A 26,667-nucleotide genomic window follows, 5' to 3' on the forward strand; every position below is an offset into this window, starting at 1 on the left:
GCCGATATATACATGTTTTTGAGCCGCCAAAATCGGAAAGAGGATACGCCATTCATTCTCCGTGACTGCTAATCGGTTCGCCATTTCGTAAATGGCGAGCGACATCGCCGGAGAGCTCCCGAAATGTCAACAGAACCTAGGAAAATTGAAGGACTTGGGTGTGGAGCTGTCCATGGACGATTTCGGCACCGGCTATTCCAGCCTGAGCGATCTCAAACGGTTCCTGTTCGACCGCCTTGAAGATTGACCAGCCCTTACGTCCGGGACATCGCTATCGACAACAACGACGCGGTCATCGTCCAGAGCGTCATTTCCCTGAGCCACAGCCTGGGCCTCACAGGGTAATCACGGAAGAGGTGGAGACGGAGGAGCAACTGCTGTTCCTCTGCCGGCATCGTTGCGACGCATGAAAGCTATTATTCCAGTCATTCCGTACCCGCCGGGGAGTTTGCCCGCGTACTGCGGGAGAACCGCAGGCTGGTGTTGCCGTCGGTGGACCACCAAAACCATCCTGAGTAATGATATCGCCCAAGCGTCCCCCAAAGTCTTGGGTTAATATGCCGCGCACATCAACTTCCATCGCCAGCCTGGCGCCCGACTCCCACACCAACCGAAGACCATCACCATGAAGTGGCCTTTTTTCTCCTTCAAGAAAAAGCATCATACCGACGATCACAACCACAACGAGGAATTGCTCGACCGCTACAAGCAGTTCCGGAAGACCGGGATCGGTCTGAATACGATGCTCGCCAAGCAGGTGCCTAAGGCGGCGGTGCCGGAATGCGGCAAGAAATTGGGGCTCTTCAAGGCGGGCACCCTGATTTTCAACAACGACGATGAAGTTGGCATCCTTTACGATTACTGCTTTCATCATTACCGGCGGGCCGGGAAAAACGTCATTGAGCGGTATCTGGAACAGTCGCCGCCAGCCTCCGAATCCACCGAGATGATTCTGTTGCAAGCGATGGTGAAATCCCGTTATTCGTTATTCCGGGTGGAGGAAATCAATCCCCATCTCGGTGCCACTCTGCGCGATCTTTTGACGGGCGAAGCCCTGAATCTGATGGATATCGGTCTGAGCGAGACCGGCTCGCCGGGGATTATCCTGGCAGGAAGAATCCTACCGCTGGCGGATTTCTACATGTCGTCGGGCACGCTAATTCCCCTGCCCGAACCAGTTTTCGAGCAAAGCATTACGCCCATTATCCGGAAGTTTTCGCACGACAAGTCGCCGCAATTCCACCCCTTGTTTTCTCCGGCTCAGGAAGCTTCATTTACCGCACAGGTAATTCGGGTATCCCTGCATGCGGGTGGGGAGGACAATGTCTTTTATACCGATATGGATCATCCGGCTTGGTAATTGGTCATGATCTTCGGCCCGGTTTATAAAGACCGCTTTATGTTCCTTCCGTCCACGGCACTGCCATTAAGTGAAGCCCCTTGCTGGCCTGCCGGGCGAGCGGAGCGTAGTTCAATCGGCTGCTGGGCCAAGACTTCTAGGGTCAAAACTCCCTCGAACCACAAACGCCCGTACGCTTTATGCTCGGCGTGAGCCACTGCGCCGGAGCGCAAACAGAACCGCCATCGGCTTCAAACCTTTTGAGCATCTTGCTAGGTTCTGTTGATGTTTTACCGAGTCCAGATCAGGCTGGCGACGACATTTAAAAAGCCATGAAACGGCAAGCGGTTTTCTCGAAACGCCCGAAGAGGCGGCGGTAATGTTTGATTTGGTTGAAAAAGCCTTCGATCAGATGACGTTCCTTGTACAAATGCCAGTCGCAGGCACGAGGATTCAGGCGGTGGGACCGAGACAGATCACCGATTAAGTGCCGAGCGCCTCCAGAACCTTCACGAACGCCTCGGCCTCGTAACTCTTGTCACCGATCACGGTTTCCGCCGGAAACTCGCCGCCCAGCGCTCCGCCTGTCCGCTATCGGATTCCTGCCCACCGGTGAGAACGAAGCCCAAGGGATTGCCTAATCAAGAATCAGTCACCGCATGAATCTTGGTGCTGAAGCCGCCCCGCTAGCGTCCCAGCGCTTCGTGCTCGGTGGTACGGCCCTCGGCCCCTGCCGCACCCGGATGAGCCCGGACCACCGTGCTGTCGATCAACCCCGGCATGGCCGTTCATCCCTGGCATGCCGAGGTCTAACACTACCACGGCAAACTTGAAGACAAAGATCTAGCGGCTACGCCATGCAGCAAATGAGGTTACAAAGCAAAGGATTAACATGCGCAGTCTTTGACATGTATGATCAACTATGATCATATTGAGTGCAATTTTGTAGATAATCATAGTTGTCATTCGGGCTATCCGAAAATGAGAACATGCAAAAAGGTACTCAAGTGATCCGTGTCATTCGAAGCTTTGCCTTGGTGGCCTTGCTGGCTGCCGTGGCGCCAGCGGCCAGCGCTCAGCAGGGGGGCGACAAGGTACGCACCTTTTCCCAGACCAACTATCCAGGGTTCATTCAGTACGTAGCCAGGGAACTTGGGCTGTTTGCGAAATACGGGATCGACTCCGATCTGCGCTTCTTCCCGAGCGGTGCGCCCATCGTTCAGGCCGCCGCCGCGAAAGAGTGGGACATAGCTTTCCTGGGCGCGCCGCCGGCGGTGATTGGCGCGTCCTCGCTGGGCATGATCACGATTGGATTGATCTATGACGAAGCGCCGCAGCACAAATTGATCGGACGTCCGGACTATGTCGCCAAGGCGCTCACCGATCCGGCGTCGCTCAAGGGCGCCAAGATTTTCGTGACGACCCTCTCCACTGGGCATTACATGACCGAGGCTTGCCTGCGGAAGTTTGGGCTCGTCCCGAAAGACGTGTCCATCATTCCCAGCGAGCAGGCTGCCACGCTGGCCGCGTTCACGGCCGGCCGGGGCGATCTCGCGCAGGTCTGGCCACCGTTCACCTCCACTCTTCTGGAACGCGGCAACCGGGTGCTGTGCGATGGCGGCCAGGCCGGCTTGGACATTGCGACAGTCTGGGTGGCGGCCAAGGACTTCGCCGCCAGGCGGCCGGACCTCGTTGTTAAATGGCTCAGAGCGAACGGCGATGCGGTGAAATGGGTGAAGCAGGACCCGACCCGCACGCTGGACATGTACCGAAAGTTCATGGAATTCAACGGGCAAACCTCCACCGAGGCCGTGCTCAAGGACGTCGTCACTTTCGTGATGACCGCTAACACCCTCGAAGACCAAATCCGCTACCTGACGCCGGCCGACGGAGGAGCCCCGTTCATCGTGCGCGCCTACGAAGGCATCGTGCGGTTTTTCATCCGCTACGGCCGGATGAAGGAAGTGCCGGACTTCCGCCCGCTGGTGGACGCTTCGTTCCTGCAAAAGGCGGTTCAGCCCTGATGTTCCTTCGGCGCAGCGTGTTCTTGGGCGGATCCGAAAAACCGGGCGGCGGGTCGCAAGACCAAGTTATCAAACCGCCCGCGCCGGGCAACGGCGTCCGGTACAAGGACGTATCGATGCGGTTCGCCGGCCATCGAAACGCCCAGCCCACGCTGGCCATCGACAGCTTCTCGCTCGAAATCGCCGCCAGCGAGTTTCTGGTGATCGTAGGCCCTTCGGGCTGCGGCAAGAGCACCCTGCTGGCCATGGGCGGCGGGCTGGCAAGCCCCACCATGGGCCAGGTCTTTCTCGGCGGGGAAGCGATCCGGCGGCCGGGTCCCGACAAGGCCATCGTGTTCCAGAACTTTTCGCTCTTCCCCTGGAAGACGGTGGTCGAAAATATCGAATTCGGCTTGCGTCTCAACGGCGTCCCTCCGGCCGAGCGCCGCGAACGGCTTGACTATTACCTGCCGATCATCGGCCTCAAGGGATTCGAGCAGCATTATCCGCGGCAGTTGTCGGGCGGCATGCAGCAGCGGGTAGCCATCGCCCGCGTCCTGGTGCTGCGGCCGCGCCTGTTGCTGATGGACGAGCCGTTCGCGGCGCTAGATGCGCAGAATCGCACCGTGATGCAGGAAGAGCTCGTCCGGGTCTGGTCCGAGCACAAGCCGACGGTGATCTTCGTCACCCATAGCGTCGAGGAGGCGGTGTTTCTCGCCGACCGTATCGTCGTGATGACGCGGCGGCCCGGACGCACCAAGGCCGTGATCGACGTGCGCGAGACGACGGGCGCGGCACACTGGCGGACGGCGCCGCTCGACCGGGTGATGCGCCGCAACGACTTTCAGGATCTGCGCGGCCGGGTCTGGGACCTGATCCGCGACGAGATCGTGGTCGAATAAGCGGAAACGGCGCGTGCGGTACGGCCAATTCGCTTTTGGCGCCCTGGCGATTGGCGCAGTATTGGCCGCCTGGTGGGCGGTCACCGCGCTCGGGATGGTCAGCCCGTTCATCCTGCCGTCGCCGCCGGCCGTGATCGAAGCGGCGCAGAGGTTGAGCGACGGCTATTTGGGCGCGTCCCTGCTCGCCCATCTCGAAGCCAGTCTGTCCGTGGTGCTGAGCGGATATTTGGCCGCGGCGCTGATCGGCGTGCCGCTGGGCATACTCATGGCCTGGGCGCGCCCGGTCGAAATCCTGTTCGGGCCCCTGGTCAGCCTGCTACGGCCGATACCGCCGCCCGCCTGGATTCCGCTGGCGATCCTCTGGTTCGGCATCGACCTGACCGGCAAGACCTTCGTCGTCTTCGTCTCGGCGATCACGCCCTGCCTGATCAACGCCTACGTCGCCATTAAGGAAGTGCCCCCGCACCTGATCGGCACCGCGCGCACCTTGGGCGCCGGCCAAGCCGCGCTGCTGTTTCGGGTGGCGATTCCGGCGGGGCTGCCCATGATCGCCACGGGCCTTCGTATCGCGCTGGGCAGCGCCTGGGCTACCGTGGTCGCGGCGGAACTGGTGGTCGCCACGGCGGGATTCGGCTTCGTTATCATGAACGGCTACCGCAATGTCGAATCAGATGTCATGGCCGTCGGCATGATCGCGGTCGCGCTGCTGGGCTTTGCCATGAACCTGCTGTTCCGCGCCATGGAAAAGCGGATCATCCCTTGGGGCGAGCATGAGTGAACCGGAATCCGCCGCGAGACAAACGCGGCCGATGCAGGCCGGGTTGGCGGTGGTACTGGGTGCGTCGGTCTGGATATTGATCTGGTGGGGCATCGCCGCGGCGTTCGAGGTGTCGCCGGATTTCCTGCCGACCCCGTGGCAGGTCGCGGAAAAGCTGATCTGGCTGGCCACCCACGGCATCGGCGAAGGCACGCTGTGGGTTCATGCCGGCTGGAGCCTGTTGCGCTTCCTCTCGGGGTTCCTGATGGCCGCGGCTGTAGGCATCCCGCTCGGACTGCTGATGGGCTATGTCCCTCTGGTCAGAAATCTGCTCAATCCGCTGTTCGAGCTATTCCGCAACGTACCGCCCATCGCTTGGGCGCCGTTCGCGCTGCTCTGGTTCGGCGCGAGCTTCGGCTCCCAAACCTTCGTCATCTTCACGGCGGCGTTGCCGCCGATGCTGATGAACGCTTACCAGGGCATCCGCCTGGTGGACCCGGGGCTCATCAACGCGGCCCGCATGCTGGGTGCGGGCCCTGCCACCCTCCTGTTCAGGATCGGGCTGCCGGCCGCCACGCCTCTGGTCGTCGCGGGGCTACGAATCGGGCTGGCCAACGGTTGGCTCGCGCTGGTGGGAGCCGAGATCATCGCGGGACCCGGCGCGCTTACAGGGCTGGGTTTCCTGATCCTGGTCGGTCAGGAAAACCTGCAAGCGACGCTTACTATTGGAGCGATGGCGGTGATCGGCCTCATCGGGGCTTCGCTCGACTACGGGGTCCGACGGCTCGAACGCAGAGCGGCAAGATACAAGTAATGCTTTGGAGTCCCACGAGAGTTTCGCGGTCCGCTTCAGACCGAATTGGCCGGCGCGGACAAGGGATCCATGTACAGCCCGTGTCGAAATCCTTCCACCGAGTGAGCAAAGGGATGGGTCAACAGGGCGCCGAGAGTCGTTTCCGAATTCAACCGCTTCAAGTGGTATTGGCACACGATGGTCAATTGCGGGGAGTCCTGCAGCAGATCGTTCAATTCACGCTCGTAGGCCAGCATCTGTTCCACGCCGGGCGCGCCGGTCAGAAACCACGTCATCTCGCCGGTGATCATGGCCTTGATCGAGGAGTTCGCAAGCAGCGTCGCCGCCTGCTTCCGGATAAATCGCAGCATCCTGTCCGCCGCGAAGAAACCGTCCTGCAAATAGCACTCCTGCGGCGCCAAAAGGACAAGCCGCCGGGTTCTCAAGGCTTTATCGACATCGATGCCTTCGTTGCGAAGACGGTCGATGATTTCCGTTCGATGAGAGCTATCGTGCATGTACAGCACGGAGGAGCCCTCCGACAAGTGGCCGATCAAATAAGGGGCCAGCAGGCGCCATTGTTCCTGTTCGTCGCGAAAATGCAGAGAAACGTGCCGCGGCGTCCCGTGGCCCGCACAAGCATCCAGGATTTCGCGCGGCGAAGAGCCCTCGGCACTCTGCTTCCTCTCCGAGGATTTCGGCGCCTTGCCTTGTGCGACGAGGAATGCATCCAGATCACCGATGTCGAAGCGCCTTTCTCCCCGCATACCCACGCGGAAGGACGGCAGTACATTTTCATTCGACCAGCGCCGCAAGGACGACTTGCTGACGTTCAGGTATTCGGCGGCCTCGGTAATCGTAAGTAACTTCCTGCTCTTATCCATACTCGCTTTAACTATTGTTGTCGATGTAAGCATATTAGTGATTGATGTTACATACTACAATAGACCTATCCATAGCTACACTGTTTCAATTTTCGGCGATTATTTGCCTTGGATGCCTCCCACATGTTTTTTGAGGACCTCCCCGGCCACCTGCACCGGAGCCAACACCGGCGAAAACGGCGGCGCATAAGCAAGGTCGAGATCCGCCAGGTCGTCCACCGTCAGATTGCCCCATAGTGCCGCGGCCACCGTATCGATGATTTTGTCCACGGCGTCCTCGCCCGTGGCTTGGCAGCCGAGCACCTTCCCGGTGCCGCGGTCGGCGGTCAGATGGATCAGGAGCTTTCTCGATCCCTCCATATAGCGCGCCCGGCTCGGCACTTCCACGACGTGTGATATGGGATCGAATCCGGCGGCTAAGGCCTCCGCTTCTCCCAATCCCGTTCTGGCCACGGCTAGGCCGAATACCTTAAAGATGGCGGTACCCAGCACACCCGAAAACACTGCGCGCCCTCCGGCCATGTTCGTGCCGGCCACTTTGCCGTGGCGGTTTGCGACGTCTCCGAGCGGTAGCCACACGGCCCGGTTGGCCACCACATGGTGCGATTCCGCGCAGTCTCCGGCGGCATAGACGTGGGACAGATTGGTTTGCATCCGTGAATTCACGGCAATCGCGCCGGTTTGGCCCAGCTGTATTCCCGCCGCCGTCGCCAAGTCCGTCGAGGGGCTTACCCCCGTCGCTGCCAAGACCAGATCGGCCGGAATGTGTTCCCCGTTTTCGAGAATCACATGTCCTTGGTCCAATCCGGATACGCGGGAGCCTATGAACAGTTCGACTCCGTTCTCGCGAACCCGGTCCTCGACCACCTGCCCTAGCGCGGTAGCGAACGCGGGTACCAGGCGCGGCATCATTTCCACGATGGCAACCTCGCGACCGAGCCGCGAGAACGTTTCCGCCATCTCCAGCCCGATGTACCCGCCGCCCAGAATCACGACCCCGCGGACATCCGGCAGCATGCCGACGATGCGGTCCGCATCGACAATCGAACGCAGATGCACGATGGGCGGTGCATCGGGCGACACCGGCACGTTCAGCCGATTTGCCCGCGCCCCCGTGGCCAGCAAAAGGCGGTCGAACGGTTCAGCGTAGACACGGCTAGCCTGGAGGTCGCGGATCTTCAGGGTTCCCCGATCGGGGTCGATCTCTTCGACACGATGCCGGGTTCTCATGTCGATGCCGTCCGCCCGGAATGCCTCGGGCGTGCGGGCGATCAGGTTTCTTCTCGGGATGCGATCCAGGGCCGCCAGGTGATAGGGCAACCCGCACGCCGAATACGACACGTCCGCCTCATCCTGAAGCACGACAATGTCGGCGCCCGCATTTCTCCTGCGAGCCGTTGCCGCAGCCTTGGTGCCTGCCGCGACACCACCTACGATCACGAGTCGTTCGGACATTCGATTTACCGCCTGCGTGCCGAATTTTGTTACGAAAAGACCGTCATGAGTCGTGTGTCTTAGTCGCCATACTTGGCAATGTGTTCCCTGAAAACGCTGTCCACCGAGATCGATCGTGGTGCAACGGGGCGGGAAACCCAGGTCAGATTGAAGAAATGGCGGACGTTCACGTTCTCCGTCGTAATGTTCCCGCCCCAGCTACCGCAGGAAAGCGACAGGGTATAAGGCATTCCATTGCGAGGACTGCCGGCCCCTTCGTTCAGGTTCTGGTTCACCATGACCCGTCCGGTTTTGGTCTGCATGGCCAGGGCGAGAATGCTCTCTTCGTTCTGGCTATGGATTCCGCAGGTGTGGCCCATCCCCTGATACCGGGTGATTTCGTTCACGTGGGCGATGGCCGATTCGATGCCGCCGGCATACCGGTACAAAGCCAGCACAACGGAAAGCTTCTCGCCGGAGAACGGGTGTTCGTAGCCCACGCCTGTTTCCTCGACGATCAGGAAGGAACGATCTTGCGGTATCGACACGTTCGCGAGGACTGCGATGTGCGCAGCCGGCTTCGCAATGACATCGATGGTCGGAATGTGTCCTCCGTCCGGCCACATCACCTTGCGAATCCGCTCCTTCTGCTCCGCATCGCAAACAAACCCGCCGGCCTTGACCAGCCGTCGCAGAAGCTCGTCGTAGATGCTCTCGTGGGCAACGACCGCGTTGTCGGCGAGGCAACTGGTCGCATAATCGAAAGTCTTGGCTCGGGCGATCATGGCCGCCGCGTCATCCAGATCCGCCGTATCGTCCACCACGTGGACGGAGTTGCCGACTCCAACCCCGTAGGCCGGCGTTCCGGAGCTGTAGGCCGCCTTCACCATGGCGGCGCCGCCGGTCGCGACGACCAGGTCCGCCTGGCGCATCAGTTCTTCCGTCTTTTTGATGGAGGGCTGGGTAATGATCTGGATCAGGTCCGCCGGCGCTCCCACCTGCTCGCAACCGCGCCGCATGGCTTCCACGACGGCCTCGCTGGTCCGGCGCGTCTTCGGGTGGGGCGACAGGATAATGGCGTTGCGTGCCTTGAGCGCCGCCAGAGCCTTGACCGGCGGCGTCGCGTCGGGTCCCGTAACCGGAATCAGGGCCGCCACGACACCCACGGGTTTCGCGATTTTGATCAGCCCTTTTTCGGGAATTTCATCGACGATGCCACAGGTACGCACGGGCGCCATGTCCGTCAGCGTGCCCAGCACCCGATTCTCGAATTTTGACACCTTGTCGGCATAATTGCCGAACCCGCCTTCTTCCACGGCGAGGCGGGCGAGGGCCTCGCGGTTCTTGAAGACATGCCAGCCGGCGGCCGTCACCAGTTCGTTGGCCTGCTCCTGGGTGTAGTTTTCTATCGCCGCCTGAGCCGCTCTCGCCTTCGCGATCAATTCACCGATTTCGTGGCGCGTAGCTTCTGTGTCCACGGGTTTCTTGACTTCATTACTCATGCCATTTCTCCTAAGCTCACAATATTGATGGCCGCGATCAGCAGCCTTTTATAAAAAGCGAAGTCGGCTTCGTGCCCCGCAATGAGCGCAAACTCGACACGCAGAACGGCTATTAATTCCCTCTCCCTCAGGGAGAAGGAGAAAATCTCAGTCCGTCCGAACCTTTATCCGGGCGTCCACGATCGACAATCCTTGTTCTCCTGCGATCACCGGATTGAAGTCGAACTCCTCCAACCACGCCGATTTCTCAAACCAGGCGGACACCCGCACCAACAAGTGCGCCAGCGCTTCCCGATCGATCGCCGGTGAGCCGCGTACGCCGTCGAGGACCATCCGGAAGCGCAGTTCGTCCATCATGGCGTGGGCCTCGGCAAGGTTGAGCGGAGCCAGCCTCAGGGAGAAATCCCGCAAGACTTCGATCCACACTCCGCCGATCCCGAACAGGACGACCGGCCCGAAACCGGCATCCCGGTACCCGCCGACGGCGAGCTCGACACCGCCGGACGCCTGCTCCTGAACCACCGAGCTGCCGCTCCCGAGGCGCCGGTCGAAATCCGCCCAAGCCGCGCGCAGCTCGTCCTCGTCGGCGATGTCCACGCGCACCGCCCGGGCCTCGGTCTTGTGTAGCAGTCCCGGACGATCCGCCTTTAGCACGACCGGATAGCCGAGTTCGCGCGCACTTGCCGCGGCCTGCCCGAGATCGCCGCAAGCGCCGAATCGGGCCAGGGGCAGATCGGCATCCCGAACCGCTGCGAGCGCTTCCGCCATGGACAGCCATCCGGATAGCCCAGTGTCTTGCTCTCCCGGTTTGGGTAGGGTCCGCGGTGGCACCTGTTCACCGAGTTGGGAGCGGCACTGCGCGATCACGCGAGCCACCCGCTCGGCGCCCCGAAAGCAGGGAATGGCCGCGTCTTGCAAGCGACGGATGCCAGGCTCGGCGCTGGTCGAGGCGAGCCAGCACACGAAGACCGGAACCTGTTCGTGCCGCTCCCGGGCCGCGTGGATTTCCACGATCAGCCGGTCGATGACATCCCGCTGTTGTGCCGCCCGCTGAACGAGCACGACCACGATGGCGTCGACCTCCCCGCTGGATGACAGCAGGCGGACGCCCATGCCGTAGGACTCCGGGAATCGGAGCCAGTCGGTAGTCACGTCGATGGGATTGGCCGTGGACGCCAACACCGGCAGGAATGGCCGCAATGCGTCGCGGGTAGGCTCCGCCAGCGCCGGAACCTCGGAACCTTCCCTCTCCAGCAGGTCGGCCAGCTCGACGCCGACCCCGCCGGAATTGGTAATCACCCCAACCCTGCGCCCGGCCACTTGGCCGCCCCGGTCCAGCGCCTCGGCCACGTCGATCAGGGTTTCTCCGTCGTAAACCACCCGGACCTCCGCCTGACGCAACGCGGCTTCGGCCACCCGCCAATCGTCGGCCAGCGCCGCCGTGTGGCTGGACGCCGCCCGCTGCGCGGCCTGTCCCCGGCCTGTTTTCAGCAGGACGACGGGCTTGATTGGCGTGACCGTGCGGGCGAGTTCGAAAAGCCTTCGGCCATCGGAAAACGATTCGAGGAGCATCGCGATCACGCGGGTCTCGCCGTCGCTTGCCAAATACGCCAGGATGTCGGCTTCATTGACATCCGCTTTGTTCCCCACGGATACGATTTTGGCGAAGCCGCAACGAGTCATCTCGGAACGGGCAAAGGCGGCCATCCCGTACGCGCCGCTCTGGGTAAACAATGAGATTCCGCCCTTGCGCGGCATGCCGACACCGATGGAAGCGTTGAGGCCGAAGGACGTATTGACGGCGCCGAAGCAGTTCGGCCCGATCAGGCGTATCCCGTGAGTTCTGGCGGATTCGAGCATCGACGCCTGGAGCCGTTGGCCGTCCTCGCCCGCTTCCGCGAAGCCGCCGCTCACCACAATGGCCGCGCGAATGCCGGCCTTCGCGCAATCGGCGAGGATGCCCGGCACGGTCGCGGGGGGCGTCGCAATCACCGCGAGGTTCACACCGTGGCCGAACTCGGCGATGGAGCGTACCGCACTGACGCCGCCGATCGCCTGGGCCGTCGGATGGACCGCGACCACCCGCCCTTGGAATCCGGCCTCGGGAGCCGTGAGATTGGCCAGGAGAACGTTGCCGGCCTTGACGTGCTGCGCCGACGCGCCGAATACCGCGACACCTGTCGGCTCGAATAGGGCCTTGGCCCAGCTCAGGTCCATGCGCATTGCCCCGGCACGAATAATCCGGGCTGGCCGCCCGTATGCAGGAACAGCACGGCCTTCGAGTCGTCGAAACGACCCGCATCGCACAGCGCGACGAGGCCTGCCAGTGCCTTGCCGGTATAGACCGGGTCCAGGAACACGCCTTCTTCCACGGCGGCGAGCCGGATGGCCGAGCTGCCCTCCGCCGAGGGAACCCCATAGCCGGGGCCGATGTAGCCGTCATGGATGACGACGCTGCTTTCGCTCACGCCGGAATCGATGCCGAGCAGCCTTTCCGTCTCGCGCATCAGTTGCAGGACCTGCGTCTTCGCTTCGGCCGCCGGACGGCTCACAGTGACAGCTTCCACACGCCACGGTGCGTTGAAGTAGCTCGTTCCGAGCAGCCAGCCTGCCAGCGTGCCGCCCGATCCGACGGGCAGCACGACCACCTCAGGCATCACGGCCCGCCTGGTGAATTGCTTCAGCAATTCCTGCACGGCCAGGACGTGGCCGACCACGCCCAGGGGAGAAGCGCCGCCGCGCGGGATGACATAGGGCCGCCGGCCGCTGCGCGTCAGTTCTTCGGCCAGAGATGCCATCTGATCGTCCACGCTGGATCGATCGAGACTGCCGGTAAACCTCGTTTCCGCCCCCAACATGCGTACCAGTTCGTAATTGCCCGACTCGTGCCCCTTGTCCTCTCCCCAGTAGACGACGGCGGTGCATAGCCCGCATTTGGCGCCGACGGCGGCGGTGGCGCGCACATGGTTGGACAGGGGACCGGCGCCCGTAATGAGGGTATCGGCGCCCTTGGCCAGGGCTTCACCGACCAGGAATTCGAGGCCACGAATCTTGTTGCCGCCGAATCCGAAGGTGATCAGGTCGTCGCGCTTGATCCACAACCGCTCCCGATTCAGCCTTCTCGCGAGGGACGGCAACGGATGCACCGGCGTGCGGTGCCGAATCAGCGGCAGGAACGGAAGAATCGCCTTGCCGACGGATCGCGTGCTCAAGCCGGGGGTGCGCATCACGGGACGTCCTTGAGTGCGCGGTCGACCAAGGCCATACATGAGCCGACGTGGGTCATCGGGTCGAATAGTTCCCCGATTTCCTCGGGTGTCAGATGGGACATCACCGTCTCGCTGTTCAGAAGCGCTTCCCTGAACGGCAGGTTCCCTTCCCGGGCCTGCATCGCGATGTCGTAGACGACCCGGTGCGCCGTCGCCCGGCCGATTTTTCCGGCGAGCCTCATCATGACAGCTTCCGAATAGACGAACCCTTGGGAAGATTCCAGGTTGCGCCGCATCCTGCCCGCGTCGACTTGGAGATTCCCGATCAGGTCGGCGACGAGCTGAACCGCTTTCGCGCCCGCCATGGTGATCTCCGGAATCGCGTGCCACTCGGCCTTCCACGAGCGCCCGTCGCGTTCGTGTTCGTGGGCGCTGCCCTCCGCCAGTATCGCGGCGTTGGCCCGCACCACCCGCGCCAGGGTTCCGACGTGCTCGGAAATTTCCGGGTTGCGCTTGTGCGGCATCGTGATACTGCCGATGGTGCCGGGCACGAAGCCTTCCCGCGCTTCGTCGATCTCGGTGCGCTGGAGGTGGTAAATCTCCCGGCAAATCCGGTCGGCGGTCCCGGCCAGATTCGTAATGGTATTAGCCCATTCGAGCACGAGGTCGCGGCTGGCCGTCCAGGACATGTCCGGCACGCGGAGGCCCAGCTCCGCGCAGAACATCGCCTGGATGTCCAGGGCCGCGGTACCCTGGCCCGTCAACGAGCCGACCGCACCGCCCAACTGACCGACTTCCCCGTGCCCCGCAAAGATTTCGAGCCGCCGCTTTTGGCGCCGCGCCTCGGCCAGCCACGAGGCCGCCTTGAAGCCGAAGGTGATCGGCAGCCCCTGCTGCCCGTGAGTGCGGCCCGGCATGACCGTTTCCCGGTGGGTGCGGCACAGGGCCTCCAGCCCCAGAATCAGCCGATTCAGATCGTCCGCGATGAGCTTCCTCGCATCCTTGAGCACCAGCATCATCCAGGTGTCGGCGATGTCCTGCACGGTGGCCCCGAAATAGATCCATTCGCCGGCTTCGATCCCGCAGCGGTCCTTGACCAGGCGGATCAAGCCATAGGTCGAATGGCTGGTGGCCTCGTAATCCAGGCGCAGCTGTTCGAGGATCGCCCGATTCACCTCTATGGACCGGCAGACGTGCTCGATCTCGGCGGCGGCGGACTCCGGAATCAATCCGTAAGCCGCCTGGCACTTCGCCAGAACCGCCAGGATTTCGAGCCATCGGCCGATGCGGTGTTTGTCCGTGAACAGGCTTCGCACGGCCTCCGTCGACCAGGCGCCGCCGTAAACTTCCGATCCCATGGTCCACAGCGCCATCAGCAATCTCCGGCCAGTTTTCGCGCCGCGCCGAGCAGGTCGGCTTCGGCGACGTCGATGGCGCTCGCGGCCTCCCGCGTCCAGTTCCAATGGTTCTCGACGCGGTCCCGCAAGAGGGCAACGGCCTCCAGCACCCGCTCCGGCGCCGCGCCTCCGATCGTTGTCCGCGCCCGAATAGCGGCATCGACATCGGTCAGCGCCGGCAAGTCCTCGTCACGGAGATTTAGCGGGCGCCCCAATTCCTCCATCGCGATATCCTCGATGAGCTTGGCGTCCGCTTCGTCGAGGCGGTGGCCGGAACTCGCAAGCGTTCGGACCAACCGCGCCGTAACCCGATGCGCCTCCCGAAAATCCGCTCCGCCGAGCTCGACCAGCTCTTCCGCGAAATCCGTGGCCATGGCGAACGAGGTGGCCAGCGTCGCGCGGCAATTGATTTCATTGAGCTGGAGACCGTCGAGGATTTCGGCCATCAGATTCACGCCGGCCGTAACGCTTTCGAGAGCGGCGGGAAGCTCCCGGTAGGCTTCCATGCGGTTGTCCATTTGCCCTGAGGGGGTTCGGCCGGAGGCCGCGACGGCGGTTTGCACTCCGAGCAGATGATTCGCGAGGCTCCGCAAGTAGCTCAGGGCAAAGGGATTCTTCTTTTGCGGCATGATCTTGCTGGCGCGGCAGTGCCGGTCCGCCAGCTCCAGCAGCGCGAATTCGTGGGTCGCGAAAACCATCAGGTCTTCGGCGAGACGCGAGACGTTCACCGCGATCATCACCAGGCAGGACGCCAGCTCGACCGGCAAATCCGCCTGCCACATGGCATCCCGGGCGTGCTCGACCACCCCATCGAACCCCAGCAGATCGGCCAGCATCCGCCGGTCCTGCGGCAGCCGAGTCCCGTTCGAGCTCCCGCATCCGGCGGGACACCGGTTCAGACGGGCGTAGAGCGCACGGAGCCGCTGCAAGTCGCGCTCGGCGGGAAAGGCGAAGCCCGACAGATAATGGCCGAAGGTTGTCGGCTGGGCGGTCTGGAGATAGGTGTACTCGGGAAATACCGTCGAGCGGTGGGCCACCGAGAGATCGGCCATTTGTGTAACCATGGCGCAGAGTGCTTCCGCTAGGCGCAAGACATTCTTTCTGAGGACCAGCACGAAGCCTGTGGTGATCGCCTCGCGGCGGGCACGGCTGGCGCCGAGATGTCCTGCCGACGCGGTTTTCTCGGCCAGCCACGCTTCGCGATTGGTCACCACGTCGCCCAGCGCGGGATCGAGTTCGCGGCGGTTATCGACCCATTGCAGATCGAGCAGCGCCGCCATGAGTTCGGCGGCTGCCTCGGGCGGAATCGTGCGGAGGCGCGACTGCATCAGCGTATGGGCGATATCCGCCCATCCCACCGCGTCGCGTAACCGCTCTTGCGCCGCCGCTTCCTCGGCGAAAGCCGTTTGCTGGAGGCTGGCCGAGGGTGGCTCGTTGAGCCGCGCGCCAATTTCCAGGACTTGAGGTTGGCGAGGAGAGACATGCGTCATGGCTTATGTCCCCGTCCCGCTTCGGTGCAGGCGATCGCCTTTGGCCGGCAAGGCAATCGGTTCGACTGCGATCTCCATCATCAGCGTCGGATGCAAAGCCTCTACGGTCGGTCGCAGCGTTTCGAAGCGCAGGCCGCAGCGCAAGGCTTCCAGCGCGAGGCATTGCGTCGTCTCGATGTTGCCGAGATTGACGTTGGCGCCGAAGCGATGAATGAGCTGGCACTGCTGCGCTTTCCAGGGCGCCTCCCAAATGATCCTGTCCAGGCAATCGCTAAGGCCCTCGACCAGATGCTCCAGAAAATCCGGGCGGATCTGTCCGCAATCATCGTAGATGCCGACGTTGATGCCGCATTCGCGCCCTTCCATAATGACCCACGCGGCGCCGCAGTCGATGTCCTCGCGCGCTTGCTCCACCACGCGGCCCCAGGAAAGCTGCCGCGCGGGGTTTTTGCTGCCCACCTCCGTGATCGGAACGATCTCGGCGTCACGGGCTTCCCGGATGAGCGAGCGCCGCAACTCTCTTCCGAGCGCGACGGTCCCTTCCGAGATTTCCATCGCCCGGAATCCCAGGTCCTTGGCGCGCTCGATGAAGGCGACGCCCGAGTCGTGCAGCAGGGCCGCCTCCAGCAGGGTTCCGCCGGGATAAGTGAGAATGCCGCGGCTACGCAGCAGGTCCAGCTTCCGTCTCAGCAGCCGTTCCGGCATCACGGCGGAAGTTCCGAATCCAAGCTTCCAGTGATCGATGTGGGCGCCCGACAGGTCCAGAATATCGTTCGTTGCGCTCATCCCGAGTCCGGTGTCGATGACCATGGTCAGGCCGCTCTCGCCACGGCTCCGAATCCTGGACCTCAGTCCCTCGTCTATCGTCCTGAAGCCGTGCCAGGGCGTGCTATTCGGCGTCGATGTCATCGGTAATCTCCTTAAGCGCCCGCTCGACCATCGCCAAATCGGCTCCCCAGGGAACGATGACGGTGTCCCCGTCCCTTTCGATGTCGAATTCCAGCAGGCAGCATTTCAGTAGCGTGGGCCCATCGGCTTGCCTGGCGAGCTTGCGCGGGCACATCTCGACCCGTTCCGGCTCGTCGCCGTAATAGTGCCGGTGAAACTGCAAGCTCCGCTCGCAGCCGACCAGGATCCAATCCAGCCGCTTTTCAGGACGTTCGTCGAGAAAATGGACCGGCGCGCCGAGATCGTCGAGCCCGCCTGAACGGCAAGGCACCAGGTAATGGGCCGGGCTCACGGAGGCGCACAGATCGCGCAAATCGATCCGTTCGAGCACGGGACGTATGGGTGGCAGGTCGGCGTAGCTCAACACCTGCCGGACCAGCCCCATGAGCTTGGGCGGCTCCGGCGGCGCGACTTCGACGACCCGCAGCGGGATGGGGTCCGGACGGTGGATGAAATTGATGTGGTCGTACTTCCCCTCGCAGATCAGGGTCCGGTCCACGCTTACGCCATGCTTTGCCGCGAGTTCGGCCAGGGCGGACCGGTTGGCGCAATCCGTCGCCGGGTCCTTGACGAAGACGCATCGCTCCGGCAACGCCAGCACCTCGACATGGTCGATGGGCGAAAACAGCGCTTCGCGGTCCGCCACATCGATCGCTACGAGCGCGTGCCGCTGTTCCGCGGTGTGGAGAATGACGAAATAGGTTCGACGATAGGCTTCTTTCCCGAGCAAATGCCCGGCAATCGCGGCTTCCGTCATCTTCCCCGCGTACGGCTGGTAGCTCACGCCGCGATACGGAATCTGGACCAGATTCTTGCGGTGCTTCAGCGGGCGGACTCCCGAGGCCGTGGCCATTTCTTTCATCCTCGGATCTCGAAAGACCGTTGGCGATCCTCCGGGCGTAGTTCCCTCTCATGAATTCTCATCGGATCCAGTTGCCGGATGATGTCGACAGCCTTTTGCGAGGGCGCGTCCGTGACCGTCAGATCGTCGCTGACGACCGGAGCAAACTCGGTATTCGCCAGCACGTCCTCGACCGTGGTGTCGGGGTAGAGGGCATGCAGGCGCAGGTGGCCCGAGGCGTCGAAATCGAACACGCCCAGATCGGTCACCAGCCATTGCGGACCGTTCCCGACATGGCCGAACTGCTTGCGTGGAGTGCCGTCGGCGGCGCGATGGCCGAGACTCGTCACGAAGTCGCATTTATCGACGATGCGGAACTTGCGCACGCCGTGCTTGTTGGGCGGGCAGCGATGGGCCGCCGTCCACAGCGTCAGGTCGCCCACGTCGCAGGACAGATTGCAGCCGCCGCCGCCGCCGGGCAGTTTGAGCCCGCTCAGGGACTCGCCCAGCCCGGTGACGTTGCAGTTGCCCCAACGATCGATCTGGAGGCCCGACAGGAACATCCGGTGGAGCCGTCCCGAGGCGGCCAGGTCGAACAACTCGCCGATACCGAGCGAAGAGGAGGCGCCCCGGTCCATGGTCCAGTCGTTGGTCGTGGCCGTGAGGAAGGGCGGCTCCGGATTCACGCCATAGGTCGCTCCCGCGATCAGCACCATGCGGGGCGCGTGGGTTCGCTTGGCGACATGCATGGCGAGTTGTACCAGGGGAGACCCGAAGCCGTGAAAGGCGAGCGCGCCATCCGGGATCGTTTGGGCGATCCGGAAGATCATCATTTCGCCGAGAGTGCAGGTTGAGGACATGATTATGCCTTGTAGAGTTCGAGCCACGCGGATGTGCTTTCGGACCACTGACCCAGGCGCCCGGTCACCGCCGGCCCGCCGATTCTTTCTAGGTACTGTTCGTGGCTGCCGCAATCGAACACGTAGCGGTCCAGGTAGACCCTAGCGAACGCCTCGGGGCCGTCTTTCGCCGCCGTGTAATAGAGCTGGGTGTGGGTGCGGTCGTAGGCATAGAACGGATAGCACGAGGTCGGATGGGCGCCGAATGGCACCTCGGACAGCGCCGTCACGTAAAAGTAAGGAATGGACACGCCGCCCAGTTCCTTGAGCTGATCGGTGCTCACGATCTTCTCGACGGTCGCGATGACTTTTTTGGACGCCTGAGCGAAGAGAATATCGGCGACGGGCGGACCCTCGATGCGGAGATTTCCCTGTTCGTCCCCGTACTGGGCATGGATGATCGCGACATCGGGTTTCAGAGCCGGCACCAGGACCAGTTCCTGGCCCGTGAACGGGCATTCCATGGTTTTGAACTCGGGATGCAGCTTGAGCATGTCGGTTCCGCGCACGGAGCGGATCGGCATGAACGGCAGCCCTGCGATGGCTGCCCGAAGCTGCTGCACCAGGGTGTAGCAGCAATTGTCGTGCACCTCGACCGAACCGTCTTCGCAGGCCCGGCGGAAATTCGGCGCCATGCCGAAATCCTGTTCGAATCCGACATAGCTTTCGGAGGTCGCCGCGACGGCCCCTCCGCCGCACAAGAGGTCGATATCGATGCCGTGCGCCGAACCGATGACGTGGAGCCCTTTCCTGCCGGCGCGCAGCAATTCCCGGAGCAGCGCCATCGGCTCGCGCGACGAGAGCCCGCCGCCGACCGCCACCGAATCACCGTCACTGACCAGGCCGGCGAGTTCGGACAGCGGCATCAGCTTGGAACCGGCCGTGTAGACGGCGGTGCTCTCCGGTCTTTCCATGCCATTCATGGCGTTCATATCGCGGTCATCCCACCGTCGACCGCGAACGCGGAGCCGGTCACGAAGGCGGCCTCATCGGAAAGGAGAAAGAGCACCGCGGCGGCGATGTCGCCGGGCTCGCCGAAACGGCCGATCGGATATTTGGCCAGGCGCCTGGCCTGCACCTCCGGGCTGCTGTCGCTGCCCAGCAGTTGATGTCCCATGTCGGTCGAGGCCACCGTGCCGGGACAGACGGCGTTGACCCTTATTCCCTTGCCGGAATAGTCGGCGGCCATCTGCCGGGTGAGGTTCACCACGGCACCCTTGGCCGCGCAGTAAGCCGCCATGGTGGGGATTCCGACCATGCCGGCCACGGAGCCGAAGTTGACGATGGAACCGTATCCGCGCTTGATCATAGATGGAATCGCCGCCTTCGAAGCGAGAAACGTCCCGGTCACGTTGACCGCCATGATGCGATCCCAGTCGGAGAGTTTCGCTTCGTGCACCGATCCGAATCCCGCGATTCCGGCGTTGTTCACGAGGCCGGTCACCGGACCCAGGTCTTGTTCCGCATCGCTGATGGCTTTGGAGATTTGCGCCTCATCGGTCACGTCGGCGCAATAGAAGTTGGCCGTGTATCCCTGATCGCGCAGGGCCTTGACCGCGCTGGCGCCGCGCTCCGGCGAAAGGTCGATGATCGCGATGCGCGCGCCGGCCGCCGCGCAGCGTTCGGCGGTGGAAAATCCGATTCCCGTGGCGCCGCCGGTAATGGCGACGACCCGGTCTGTTAACGAGTTGCGGCTATTGGAGTGCATGTTCGGTCGTCTTGTGAGTGTTGGGTTTGGGCACCCGGTGCAAAGGGTTGGAGCGGGACGCTCGGCCGGCCACAGGCGAGCGTCGCATCCCGGTCCGTTCTTTTATGCGGTCTTGGCAGAGACCTTGCCCGCCCTGATTTCTTCGCGGACGATCTTGGTCCCCTCGACGAGGGCATGGATCTTGTCTTTGGCGATATAGCGCTGCAACAGGATCAGCCCGCAGTCGGTGGTGACGCCGAGACGGTCCGCCGGAACGTATTCAAGGAGCTTGCGAATCCGGCCCGCCACTTCGTCGGCGGTCTCGGTGATCGTGCTCTTCACATCGATCACGCCGGCCCAGAAATCGACATTGGGCGGAAGCGGATGCTGCTTGATGACGTCGAGGCCGGACAGGTCGTCCGAACGCCGGCCGCAGTTTTCGAGATTGAGAACGCTGATGTTCGCTTCATAAGCCTTCGGGATGATCGAGGCCGTCGCCGACGGCGCTTTTCCCTTGCGCTTCGTGAGGTCGTACACTTCGCCCGAACCCGCGGTCTCGTCGGGCTGGTAAGCGGGCGTGCCGCCCCAGTTGCCCCAGCAGACGTGGACGATGATTTTTGCCTTGTCGATGCCTTCGACCGCGCGGTTGAACGCTTCGATGGCATAGTCTTCGAAGAAGTACGGCCAGGTGAACTCGTCGAGCTGAATGAAGTCCGCGCCGATGGCTTCGACTTCTTTCAGGTCTTCGTTGATGGCCGCTGCGATGGCCAGCGCGCGCTCGCGGCTGGACTTGTAATGAAGATCATTGGTGCATTGCGCGAGCACCTGAACGCCGGTGTATTGCACCTTGATCGGCTTCCGGGTCGCCTTGCGCAGGGCCTTCGCCTGCTCGACCATGAGCGCGCCGTGGCGCCTGATTTCCTGCGTGACAGTGCCGGAATGAAGACGGCTGTAGATCGGAAAACCCAAGTGGCCGCCCTTCAGGTCGTAACCGAGCCGCCGCATGTAGTAGTAAAGCGCCTGGTCGGCATAGTTGTCGCCGTGGACCCGGCCATCCGCAATGATGTCGAGACCCGCCGCCTCCTGGTCGCGCACCAGGGCGCCGACGACGTCTTCCAGCGCCTCCTGCCACATCGCGTCGGGCGGCTGCTGGTCTCCGGTGAAGTGCCGGGCAAACTCCGCATCCCACCAGCGGGGATTGGGATAGTTGCCGACCATGCTGGTGGGAATCAGTACTTCTGCGCCATTCAGTTTCATCGCTCTCTCCTCCGCTCTGGTTCCGAAGAATCAATTCCCGGCATCGGACGCAGTGCCATTGCGTTCGGTCGACGTCGAGATGACCTTCTGGGGTTGATGAAGCCTACAAGAACCCGCTGCTATCCATGCTTGCCTATATGCTTTTTCCTTCGTGCGAAGCATTACGACATTCTTACCTTTACTTGTCAATACATATCCAGAGACATCGCTTTCATGCTGGACAGGTGAGCCGATTTGGGACAGCTATTGACGGCTTTGAATATGTCTGATTAATTACGGGCAATTGCACATTACCGGAGAAATCCGCGCATGAGAGACGTTTGGATCATGGCCGATACGAAAGGAACGGCGCCGATCGCACCGCTCCTGAAGGTCTGCCTATCGCCGTCCGGACAACCCGGCGATCATGCCGATCCCGATGGGAACTACCTCGGTACCTGGTTCAAGGTCGAACAAGTGCCGGACGACATCCCGAATGGCCGCGTGGTTGCCCTGTTGTTCGATGCCAAGCCGGGCGCCGCCCACCACACCATCACCTACGCCATGCTGACGATGGCCGCGGTGATGGGTTGTCCCTGCTGCATGCATTGAGCCCGTTTCAGCCGAGGAAGGCCCCAGTGACCACAACGAAGTCCATGAATGTCCGTGGCGAGAAACTGGCCCTCGAGGAATGGGGGAATCTCATCGAGTCCTTGCACGACGAAAAAACCGACACGGCGCTGTTCAACATCGACGACAAGGACGATCGGGAATACGACGCCATCTTTTTGGGCGGTGGCGCCGGCGGCCGTTTCGGCTCGGCCTATCTGCGCGCCATGGGCGGCCGGCAACTCATCATCGAGCGCTGGCCGTTCCTGGGGGGCTCCTGTCCGCACAATGCCTGCGTTCCCCACCACGTTTTCTCGGACTGCGCGGCGGAGTTGATGCTGCAACGCACCTTCGGCGGCACGCTGTGGTTTCCACCGATGGAGGGCGTGGTCACGTCGATCAGGGAAGTGGTAGATCTTTTTCGGCGCGGACGCACCGGCCCCCATGCCATGATGAACTACCAGAGCAAGGAACAGCTCGACCTCGAATACATCCTCAACGCGCCCGGCCGGATCGTCGACCCGCACACCGTGGATGTGGCCGGCCGCAGGTTTACGGCCAAAAACCTCGTGCTCGGCCTGGGGGCGCGGCCACAGGCGCTGGACATTCCGGGGAGCGGCCTCAAGGGCGTCTACAGCAACGTCAGCCTGGTCGAGACCCTGGACTACGAGCCTTCCGATACCGTCGTGGTCATCGGCGGCAGCAAGACGGCGGTCGAGTACGGGGCCTTTTTCAGCGCCACCGGCCGGCGAACGATCCTGGTCGTGCGCAGCGAATGCCTGAAGCTGATTCCCGATGCGGAGATCCGGGGTTACGTCCTCGATCGCATGAAGGAGCAGGGTGTCGAAATCTGGGAAGGCTCGGAAGCCCTGCGCATCGAGGACGACGGCGAGGGCAGGGTACAGGCGGTGGTGGTGCGGACGCCCGATGGCGAGAAGCGGATCGAAACCGACTTCGTCTTCACGGCACTGGGCGAGATTCCCAACTCGGAAATGCCGGCGCAAGCGCTAGGCGTCGAAGTAGGTCCGCGCAACGAGATTATCGTCAACTCGCGGCTGCAGACCTCGGTGCCGAATGTTTATGCCATCGGCGATCTGATCGGCGCACCGATGGAAATGTTCAAGGCCCGCAAGAGCGGGATGTATGCCGCCCGCAATATCATGGGCTTCGAAGCGCATTACGAGCCGAAGGATTTTCCGGACTTCCTCCACACCCATTACGAAGTCAGCTGGCTGGGCCTGAGCGAGGCCGAGGCACGCGTCAGGCACAGGAACGTGGTCATCATCAAAATGCCGCCGGACAATCCCAACGGGCTGAACGCCGCCCTGCCGGCTTCCGACCGCACCATGCTGTACGCCATGGCGAAACCCCATATGTCCGGCTACCAAAAGCTCGTCATCGACGGGGATTCGCGCCGCGTGCTGGGCGCCCATCATGTCGGCTATGGTGCGAAGGACGCGTTCCAGTACCTGAACGTGCTGGTGAAGCAAGGACTCACGGTGGACGACTTGGGCGAGATGGACGAACTGTTCCTGAACCCGACCCACTTCATCCAGCTTTCCCGCCTGCGGTCGGGCCGCAAGCATCTGGTGGACCTGTGAGCCGCGTCGTGGTCGTCACGGGGGCGGCGTCGGGGAACGGCCAGGCCATCGCTCACCGCTTTCTCGATCACGGCGACCGGGTGGCGGCGGTCGACCTCTCGGCCGAGGGACTGGCCGCGCGTAGCCAGGACGATTGGGCGGCGCATGGCGACCGGGTTCTCTGCCTTCCGGGGGATGTCGCGAGCGAGGCGGACATGGAGAGGATTATCGATCGGGTGGTCGAGCATTTCGGCCGGATCGACGTACTGGTCAACAACGCCGGGATCGCCGGAAACCCAGAGGCGACCGTGCTTCACGCGACGCCCATCGGCGAGTTCGACCGGGTGATCGCAGTCAATGTGCGGGGCGTGTTCCTCGGCTGCCGCAACGCGATCCCCGTGATGCTGGAGCAGGGCGGCGGCGTCATCGTGAACATCGCGTCCGTGGCCGGCCTGGTGGCCTTTCCGGGACGAGCGGCCTACACGGCGTCGAAGGGCGCGGTGATTCAGCTCACGCGTTCGATCGCGGCGGATTATGCCCATGCGGGAATCCGCTGCAATGCCTTGTGTCCAGGCATGATCGAGACGCCGATGACGCAATGGCGGTTGGACAACCCGGACCTGCGGCGGCAGGTGCTCGACAGAATTCCCCAGAACGAGATCGGCATCGCCAACGATGTCGCCTCCGTGGTCCTGTTCCTTGCAGGAACGGACGCGCGTTACTTCAACGGTGCGGCCTTGGTGATGGATGGGGGGTACACAGCGATTTGATCCTGCCACAATTTCGTGGACACCTCATTTATGAGGAAAGGGAGAGAGGTGTTCCATGAGTTCGACTGAAAAGAAAGCCCGGCGGAACCCGGTCAAGTACACCTTCTCTCACGCCCACGAAGTTCGGTTTTCAGTGGCGGTGATGTGCCGGGTTTTCAAAGTTGCCCGGAGTGATGGTAACCCAAAACTTTCGCAATTAGCCGACCGGCACTTGAATGCCCGCTTTTGACCGATTTTGTTGAAAAAGTTAGTTTGAAATGGCGAGCGATGATGCCGGCGGGAGTGATCTGACCTGAATTCCCCTTTTGGGGGCTGCCATCGGGGTTCGATGGCGGTTGTTGTGGGTTAATGGGAGGGGTTTTGGCCTCAAGCAGGCACAACTCGCCTGTCCTCGGGCGGAGGTTGGCCGCAGAGCTTCGCCAGACGCCGCAGATTTTGCGCAGTGGCGGCGAGAATGAACTCATCGTTGGCACCGGTCAGGCCCCGTAAGCGGAGTCGGTCGAACCTGAGAATCCGTTTCAGGTGCGCGAACAGCATCTCCACTTTCTTTCTCTCGTGGCGGGATTGTTGATAGGCCGTCGTCTGGGTGAGGGCGCGGGCCACGTCGCGAGCCGATTCATAACTGCTCGGCGGCTTGATATTCTGGTGGCTCGATCTCCCGGCGGCGTGGTTCTGGGCGATCATGATGGGCATCCTCTCGATCATCCCACTGCTCGGCGCGCCCCTCGTGTGGGTACCAGACCAGCGGCCGGGTTGCTGGCGCTCGATGGTCAATGGGGCCAGGCCGCGATCCTGGGGCTTTGGGGCACTACGGTCGTGGGGTTGGCCGATAACCTGCTTTATCCGATCCGTAGTCGGAAAATATCTCCATCTGCACACGGTGCCACTGCTGATCGCGTTGATCGGCGGCATCATCGTCTTCGGGGCGGCGGGATTCTTTGTCGGCCCCGTCGTGGTCGCGCTCACCTTTGGGGCGCTCGAGGTATGGCGTGTGCGCGCCTCGGTCTCGAAGACTTCACCGGGACAGCAGGCGTGAGGCCGTTGCGGCTCCGTCGCAGTGAATGATGAAGGGGCGACGATTCCGGACGCAAAGCGCGAGCGGATTTTCGAGCGCTTCTATCGCACCCCCGGCAGTCCCAGAGACGGCTGTGGGCTCTAGTCGGCGATCGTCAAGGAAATCGCCGATCTTCATGCCGACAGGTCCGGATCGAGAGCGGTCCTCTCGACCGTGGAACCCGCATCAAAGTCGCCTTCGATAGGGTTTGACGAAACAACCCTAAGCCTTCAATACAGGATAATTCGTTTACACTGACTCTGGTCGGCGAGATACGAAAGGGGCAAGAAAGGGGTTCCTGCGACCAATCCAGCGAAAGTGCCGAACAACCAGGAGGCATTGCTGAGCGCTGATGCTATCGGTGGGGGCCGTTCCGAAGGAGGTTTCGGGGTGATGAAATGATCGATGGGGCCGCCCACCAGATAAAGCGGAAGAACGGCAACGGCTACCCCGGCGCCGACGAAGTGACCTGCGACGGTGGTCGGCGTACACACGATGGCATTTCGCCCATACGGACCCTGCTCGAAAAGCTTCTCGGAGAGCCGGTAGGCGGGCAGGGCTTCCGGATGCTGTTTCGGACTGACCGCGCATCCGGTTAGAACAACCGTAGCCAGAAAGACGAGCATTCGTTTGTATTGCACGTTCGTACCTCCATGAACTGTCAGCCGCAACTGCGGCGAAAGGCATGAATCGCAGCCATAGGAAGTCCGGAAGCTGCCCCGATGAGTCGAAAATCGGGAGGTGAGAATCATGATCGTTCATCACACCTCGCAGGCGCCGAAATGTTTGGCGTCGGAGGCGCAAGCCGCCGTCCTGGCGCAACGCGTCCATGCTGATATAGCGCTGACGGACCTAAGCCGGATCCTTGGCACTCGTCACCGACTCCCTTATGACCGTATACCTTTCGCGGACATTCTCAACGTTCTTCCGCGAATTCGTCAGGAGACTTCATCGGGACTCTCCAAGCGGATTCAGCTCCGGAATCTTTGGCATCCCGCTTAATCCGGAATCGCGCTGCTGATTAAAACCGAATAAATTCTGCGACGACCATCGCGCCGCCAGAAGCGCTTCCAGAGTGCCGAACCAGATGAGGTAATAACCGAACAATTCCAGGCTTTCTTCGATGATTTGTTTATATCCGGTCTTGAAATCACTTTCCATGACCAGTTTCAGCAACTCGGCATGGCCGACCAACGAGTAATGGTCAAATTTTGTGTACGGGGCGGACTCAGGCGGCGATTTTCTCGGCGTCTTCCCGAACTCCGTCCTTGAACACGACTCCCTCGATAACCTGAGCCAAGCGGGGAATGCCATTGAGTTTTCGCCAGTGCCG

At 62.2% G+C, this 26,667-nt stretch carries 25 protein-coding genes and 1 pseudogene; 10 read left to right on the forward strand and 16 right to left on the reverse strand.

The features are described 5' to 3' along the window. The first annotated feature begins 91 nt into the window (after window positions 1-91). The 6 genes from VEB01_RS02655 to VEB01_RS02685 all read left to right on the forward strand — a co-directional run bounded on the left by VEB01_RS02655 (window position 92) and on the right by VEB01_RS02685 (window position 5,815). Window positions 92-247 (forward strand): EAL domain-containing protein, encoded by a 156-nt coding sequence (locus VEB01_RS02655; protein WP_324872554.1) that lies wholly within the window; start codon window positions 92-94, stop codon window positions 245-247. Between the two features lie 378 nt (window positions 248-625). Further along, a complete protein-coding gene (locus tag VEB01_RS02660; RefSeq protein WP_324872555.1) occupies window positions 626-1,360 on the forward strand; it encodes a DUF7986 domain-containing protein in 735 nt (244 codons plus the stop codon). 968 nt (window positions 1,361-2,328) lie between these two features. Further along, window positions 2,329-3,363: an ABC transporter substrate-binding protein gene (locus VEB01_RS02670; RefSeq protein ID WP_324872556.1), complete on the forward strand. Its 1,035-nt coding sequence runs from the start codon at window positions 2,329-2,331 to the stop codon at window positions 3,361-3,363. After that, on the forward strand, window positions 3,363-4,244 hold the full coding sequence (locus tag VEB01_RS02675) for an ABC transporter ATP-binding protein (protein WP_324872557.1): 882 nt from the start codon (window positions 3,363-3,365) through the stop codon (window positions 4,242-4,244). The genes VEB01_RS02670 and VEB01_RS02675 overlap by 1 nt, the downstream gene beginning before the upstream one ends. Before the next feature lie 13 nt (window positions 4,245-4,257). Then, window positions 4,258-5,022, forward strand: a complete 765-nt coding sequence (locus VEB01_RS02680; protein WP_324872559.1) for an ABC transporter permease — start codon at window positions 4,258-4,260, stop codon at window positions 5,020-5,022. After that, window positions 5,015-5,815: an ABC transporter permease gene (locus tag VEB01_RS02685; protein ID WP_324872561.1), complete on the forward strand. Its 801-nt coding sequence runs from the start codon at window positions 5,015-5,017 to the stop codon at window positions 5,813-5,815. Before VEB01_RS02680 ends, VEB01_RS02685 begins: the two co-directional genes overlap by 8 nt. A 35-nt stretch (window positions 5,816-5,850) precedes the next feature. On the opposite strand, the gene VEB01_RS02690 is transcribed toward VEB01_RS02685, so the two are convergent. The 13 genes from VEB01_RS02690 to VEB01_RS02750 all read right to left on the reverse strand — a co-directional run bounded on the left by VEB01_RS02690 (window position 5,851) and on the right by VEB01_RS02750 (window position 21,342). Beyond that, window positions 5,851-6,678: an MEDS domain-containing protein gene (locus VEB01_RS02690; RefSeq protein WP_324872562.1), complete on the reverse strand. Its 828-nt coding sequence runs from the start codon at window positions 6,676-6,678 to the stop codon at window positions 5,851-5,853. A 99-nt stretch (window positions 6,679-6,777) separates the two neighbouring features. Then, window positions 6,778-8,133: an FAD-dependent oxidoreductase gene (locus VEB01_RS02695; RefSeq protein ID WP_324872564.1), complete on the reverse strand. Its 1,356-nt coding sequence runs from the start codon at window positions 8,131-8,133 to the stop codon at window positions 6,778-6,780. A 59-nt stretch (window positions 8,134-8,192) separates the two neighbouring features. After that, window positions 8,193-9,614: an aldehyde dehydrogenase family protein gene (locus VEB01_RS02700; protein ID WP_324872566.1), complete on the reverse strand. Its 1,422-nt coding sequence runs from the start codon at window positions 9,612-9,614 to the stop codon at window positions 8,193-8,195. Window positions 9,615-9,761: 147 nt separating this feature from the next. Further along, complete coding sequence (locus VEB01_RS02705; RefSeq protein ID WP_324872568.1) at window positions 9,762-11,831, reverse strand: acetate--CoA ligase family protein; 2,070 nt, start codon at window positions 11,829-11,831, stop codon at window positions 9,762-9,764. Beyond that, window positions 11,822-12,841 carry a coenzyme M biosynthesis enzyme XcbE gene (gene xcbE, locus VEB01_RS02710; RefSeq protein ID WP_324872570.1) on the reverse strand — a complete coding sequence of 340 codons (1,020 nt, stop codon included), beginning with the start codon at window positions 12,839-12,841 and terminating at the stop codon, window positions 11,822-11,824. Before xcbE ends, VEB01_RS02705 begins: the two co-directional genes overlap by 10 nt. Further along, window positions 12,841-14,196 (reverse strand): 3-sulfopropionylcysteine synthase XcbD, encoded by a 1,356-nt coding sequence (gene xcbD, locus VEB01_RS02715; RefSeq protein ID WP_324872572.1) that lies wholly within the window; start codon window positions 14,194-14,196, stop codon window positions 12,841-12,843. The genes xcbE and xcbD overlap by 1 nt, the downstream gene beginning before the upstream one ends. Further along, complete coding sequence (gene xcbC / locus VEB01_RS02720) at window positions 14,196-15,710, reverse strand: 2-phosphosulfolactate phosphatase XcbC (protein ID WP_324872574.1); 1,515 nt, start codon at window positions 15,708-15,710, stop codon at window positions 14,196-14,198. The genes xcbD and xcbC overlap by 1 nt, the downstream gene beginning before the upstream one ends. A 3-nt stretch (window positions 15,711-15,713) precedes the next feature. Then, complete coding sequence (comA, locus tag VEB01_RS02725; RefSeq protein WP_324872575.1) at window positions 15,714-16,619, reverse strand: phosphosulfolactate synthase; 906 nt, start codon at window positions 16,617-16,619, stop codon at window positions 15,714-15,716. Further along, window positions 16,600-17,520 carry an XcbA family protein gene (locus VEB01_RS02730; protein ID WP_324872576.1) on the reverse strand — a complete coding sequence of 307 codons (921 nt, stop codon included), beginning with the start codon at window positions 17,518-17,520 and terminating at the stop codon, window positions 16,600-16,602. The genes comA and VEB01_RS02730 overlap by 20 nt, the downstream gene beginning before the upstream one ends. Further along, window positions 17,517-18,386: a CoA-transferase subunit beta gene (locus VEB01_RS02735; RefSeq protein WP_324872578.1), complete on the reverse strand. Its 870-nt coding sequence runs from the start codon at window positions 18,384-18,386 to the stop codon at window positions 17,517-17,519. Before VEB01_RS02735 ends, VEB01_RS02730 begins: the two co-directional genes overlap by 4 nt. Then, on the reverse strand, window positions 18,362-19,330 hold the full coding sequence (locus tag VEB01_RS02740) for a CoA transferase subunit A (RefSeq protein WP_324872580.1): 969 nt from the start codon (window positions 19,328-19,330) through the stop codon (window positions 18,362-18,364). The genes VEB01_RS02735 and VEB01_RS02740 overlap by 25 nt, the downstream gene beginning before the upstream one ends. Beyond that, window positions 19,327-20,106, reverse strand: a complete 780-nt coding sequence (locus tag VEB01_RS02745; RefSeq protein WP_324872582.1) for an SDR family NAD(P)-dependent oxidoreductase — start codon at window positions 20,104-20,106, stop codon at window positions 19,327-19,329. Before VEB01_RS02745 ends, VEB01_RS02740 begins: the two co-directional genes overlap by 4 nt. 102 nt (window positions 20,107-20,208) lie before the next feature. Next, complete coding sequence (locus VEB01_RS02750) at window positions 20,209-21,342, reverse strand: cobalamin-independent methionine synthase II family protein (RefSeq protein WP_324872584.1); 1,134 nt, start codon at window positions 21,340-21,342, stop codon at window positions 20,209-20,211. A gap of 309 nt (window positions 21,343-21,651) precedes the next feature. Between VEB01_RS02750 and VEB01_RS02755 the strand changes: the two genes are divergently transcribed. Genes VEB01_RS02755 through VEB01_RS02765 form a run of 3 tightly spaced genes read left to right on the forward strand, consistent with a single transcriptional unit; the run spans window position 21,652 to window position 24,280 of the window. Further along, window positions 21,652-21,933 (forward strand): hypothetical protein, encoded by a 282-nt coding sequence (locus VEB01_RS02755; protein ID WP_324872586.1) that lies wholly within the window; start codon window positions 21,652-21,654, stop codon window positions 21,931-21,933. Window positions 21,934-21,959: 26 nt separating this feature from the next. Further along, window positions 21,960-23,531, forward strand: coding sequence for an NAD(P)/FAD-dependent oxidoreductase (locus VEB01_RS02760; protein WP_324872588.1), 1,572 nt, complete (start codon window positions 21,960-21,962; stop codon window positions 23,529-23,531). Then, a complete protein-coding gene (locus VEB01_RS02765) occupies window positions 23,528-24,280 on the forward strand; it encodes an SDR family NAD(P)-dependent oxidoreductase (protein WP_324872590.1) in 753 nt (250 codons plus the stop codon). Before VEB01_RS02760 ends, VEB01_RS02765 begins: the two co-directional genes overlap by 4 nt. A gap of 366 nt (window positions 24,281-24,646) precedes the next feature. Here VEB01_RS02765 and VEB01_RS02770 read toward each other — a convergent pair. Next, window positions 24,647-24,907, reverse strand: a pseudogene (locus VEB01_RS02770) (transposase); the annotation flags it as partial. Window positions 24,908-25,007: 100 nt separating this feature from the next. Between VEB01_RS02770 and VEB01_RS02775 the strand changes: the two are divergent. Further along, window positions 25,008-25,316 (forward strand): hypothetical protein, encoded by a 309-nt coding sequence (locus tag VEB01_RS02775; RefSeq protein ID WP_324872593.1) that lies wholly within the window; start codon window positions 25,008-25,010, stop codon window positions 25,314-25,316. 248 nt (window positions 25,317-25,564) lie between these two features. On the opposite strand, the gene VEB01_RS02780 is transcribed toward VEB01_RS02775, so the two are convergent. Both VEB01_RS02780 and VEB01_RS02785 read right to left on the reverse strand, forming a co-directional pair. Beyond that, window positions 25,565-25,975 (reverse strand): hypothetical protein, encoded by a 411-nt coding sequence (locus tag VEB01_RS02780; protein WP_324872595.1) that lies wholly within the window; start codon window positions 25,973-25,975, stop codon window positions 25,565-25,567. 307 nt (window positions 25,976-26,282) lie between these two features. Further along, window positions 26,283-26,495 carry a hypothetical protein gene (locus tag VEB01_RS02785; RefSeq protein WP_324872597.1) on the reverse strand — a complete coding sequence of 71 codons (213 nt, stop codon included), beginning with the start codon at window positions 26,493-26,495 and terminating at the stop codon, window positions 26,283-26,285. Window positions 26,496-26,667: the final 172 nt, after the last annotated feature.

The sequence above is a fragment of the Methylocaldum sp. genome, assembly GCF_035627495.1.
Lineage (GTDB): Bacteria > Pseudomonadota > Gammaproteobacteria > Methylococcales > Methylococcaceae > Methylocaldum.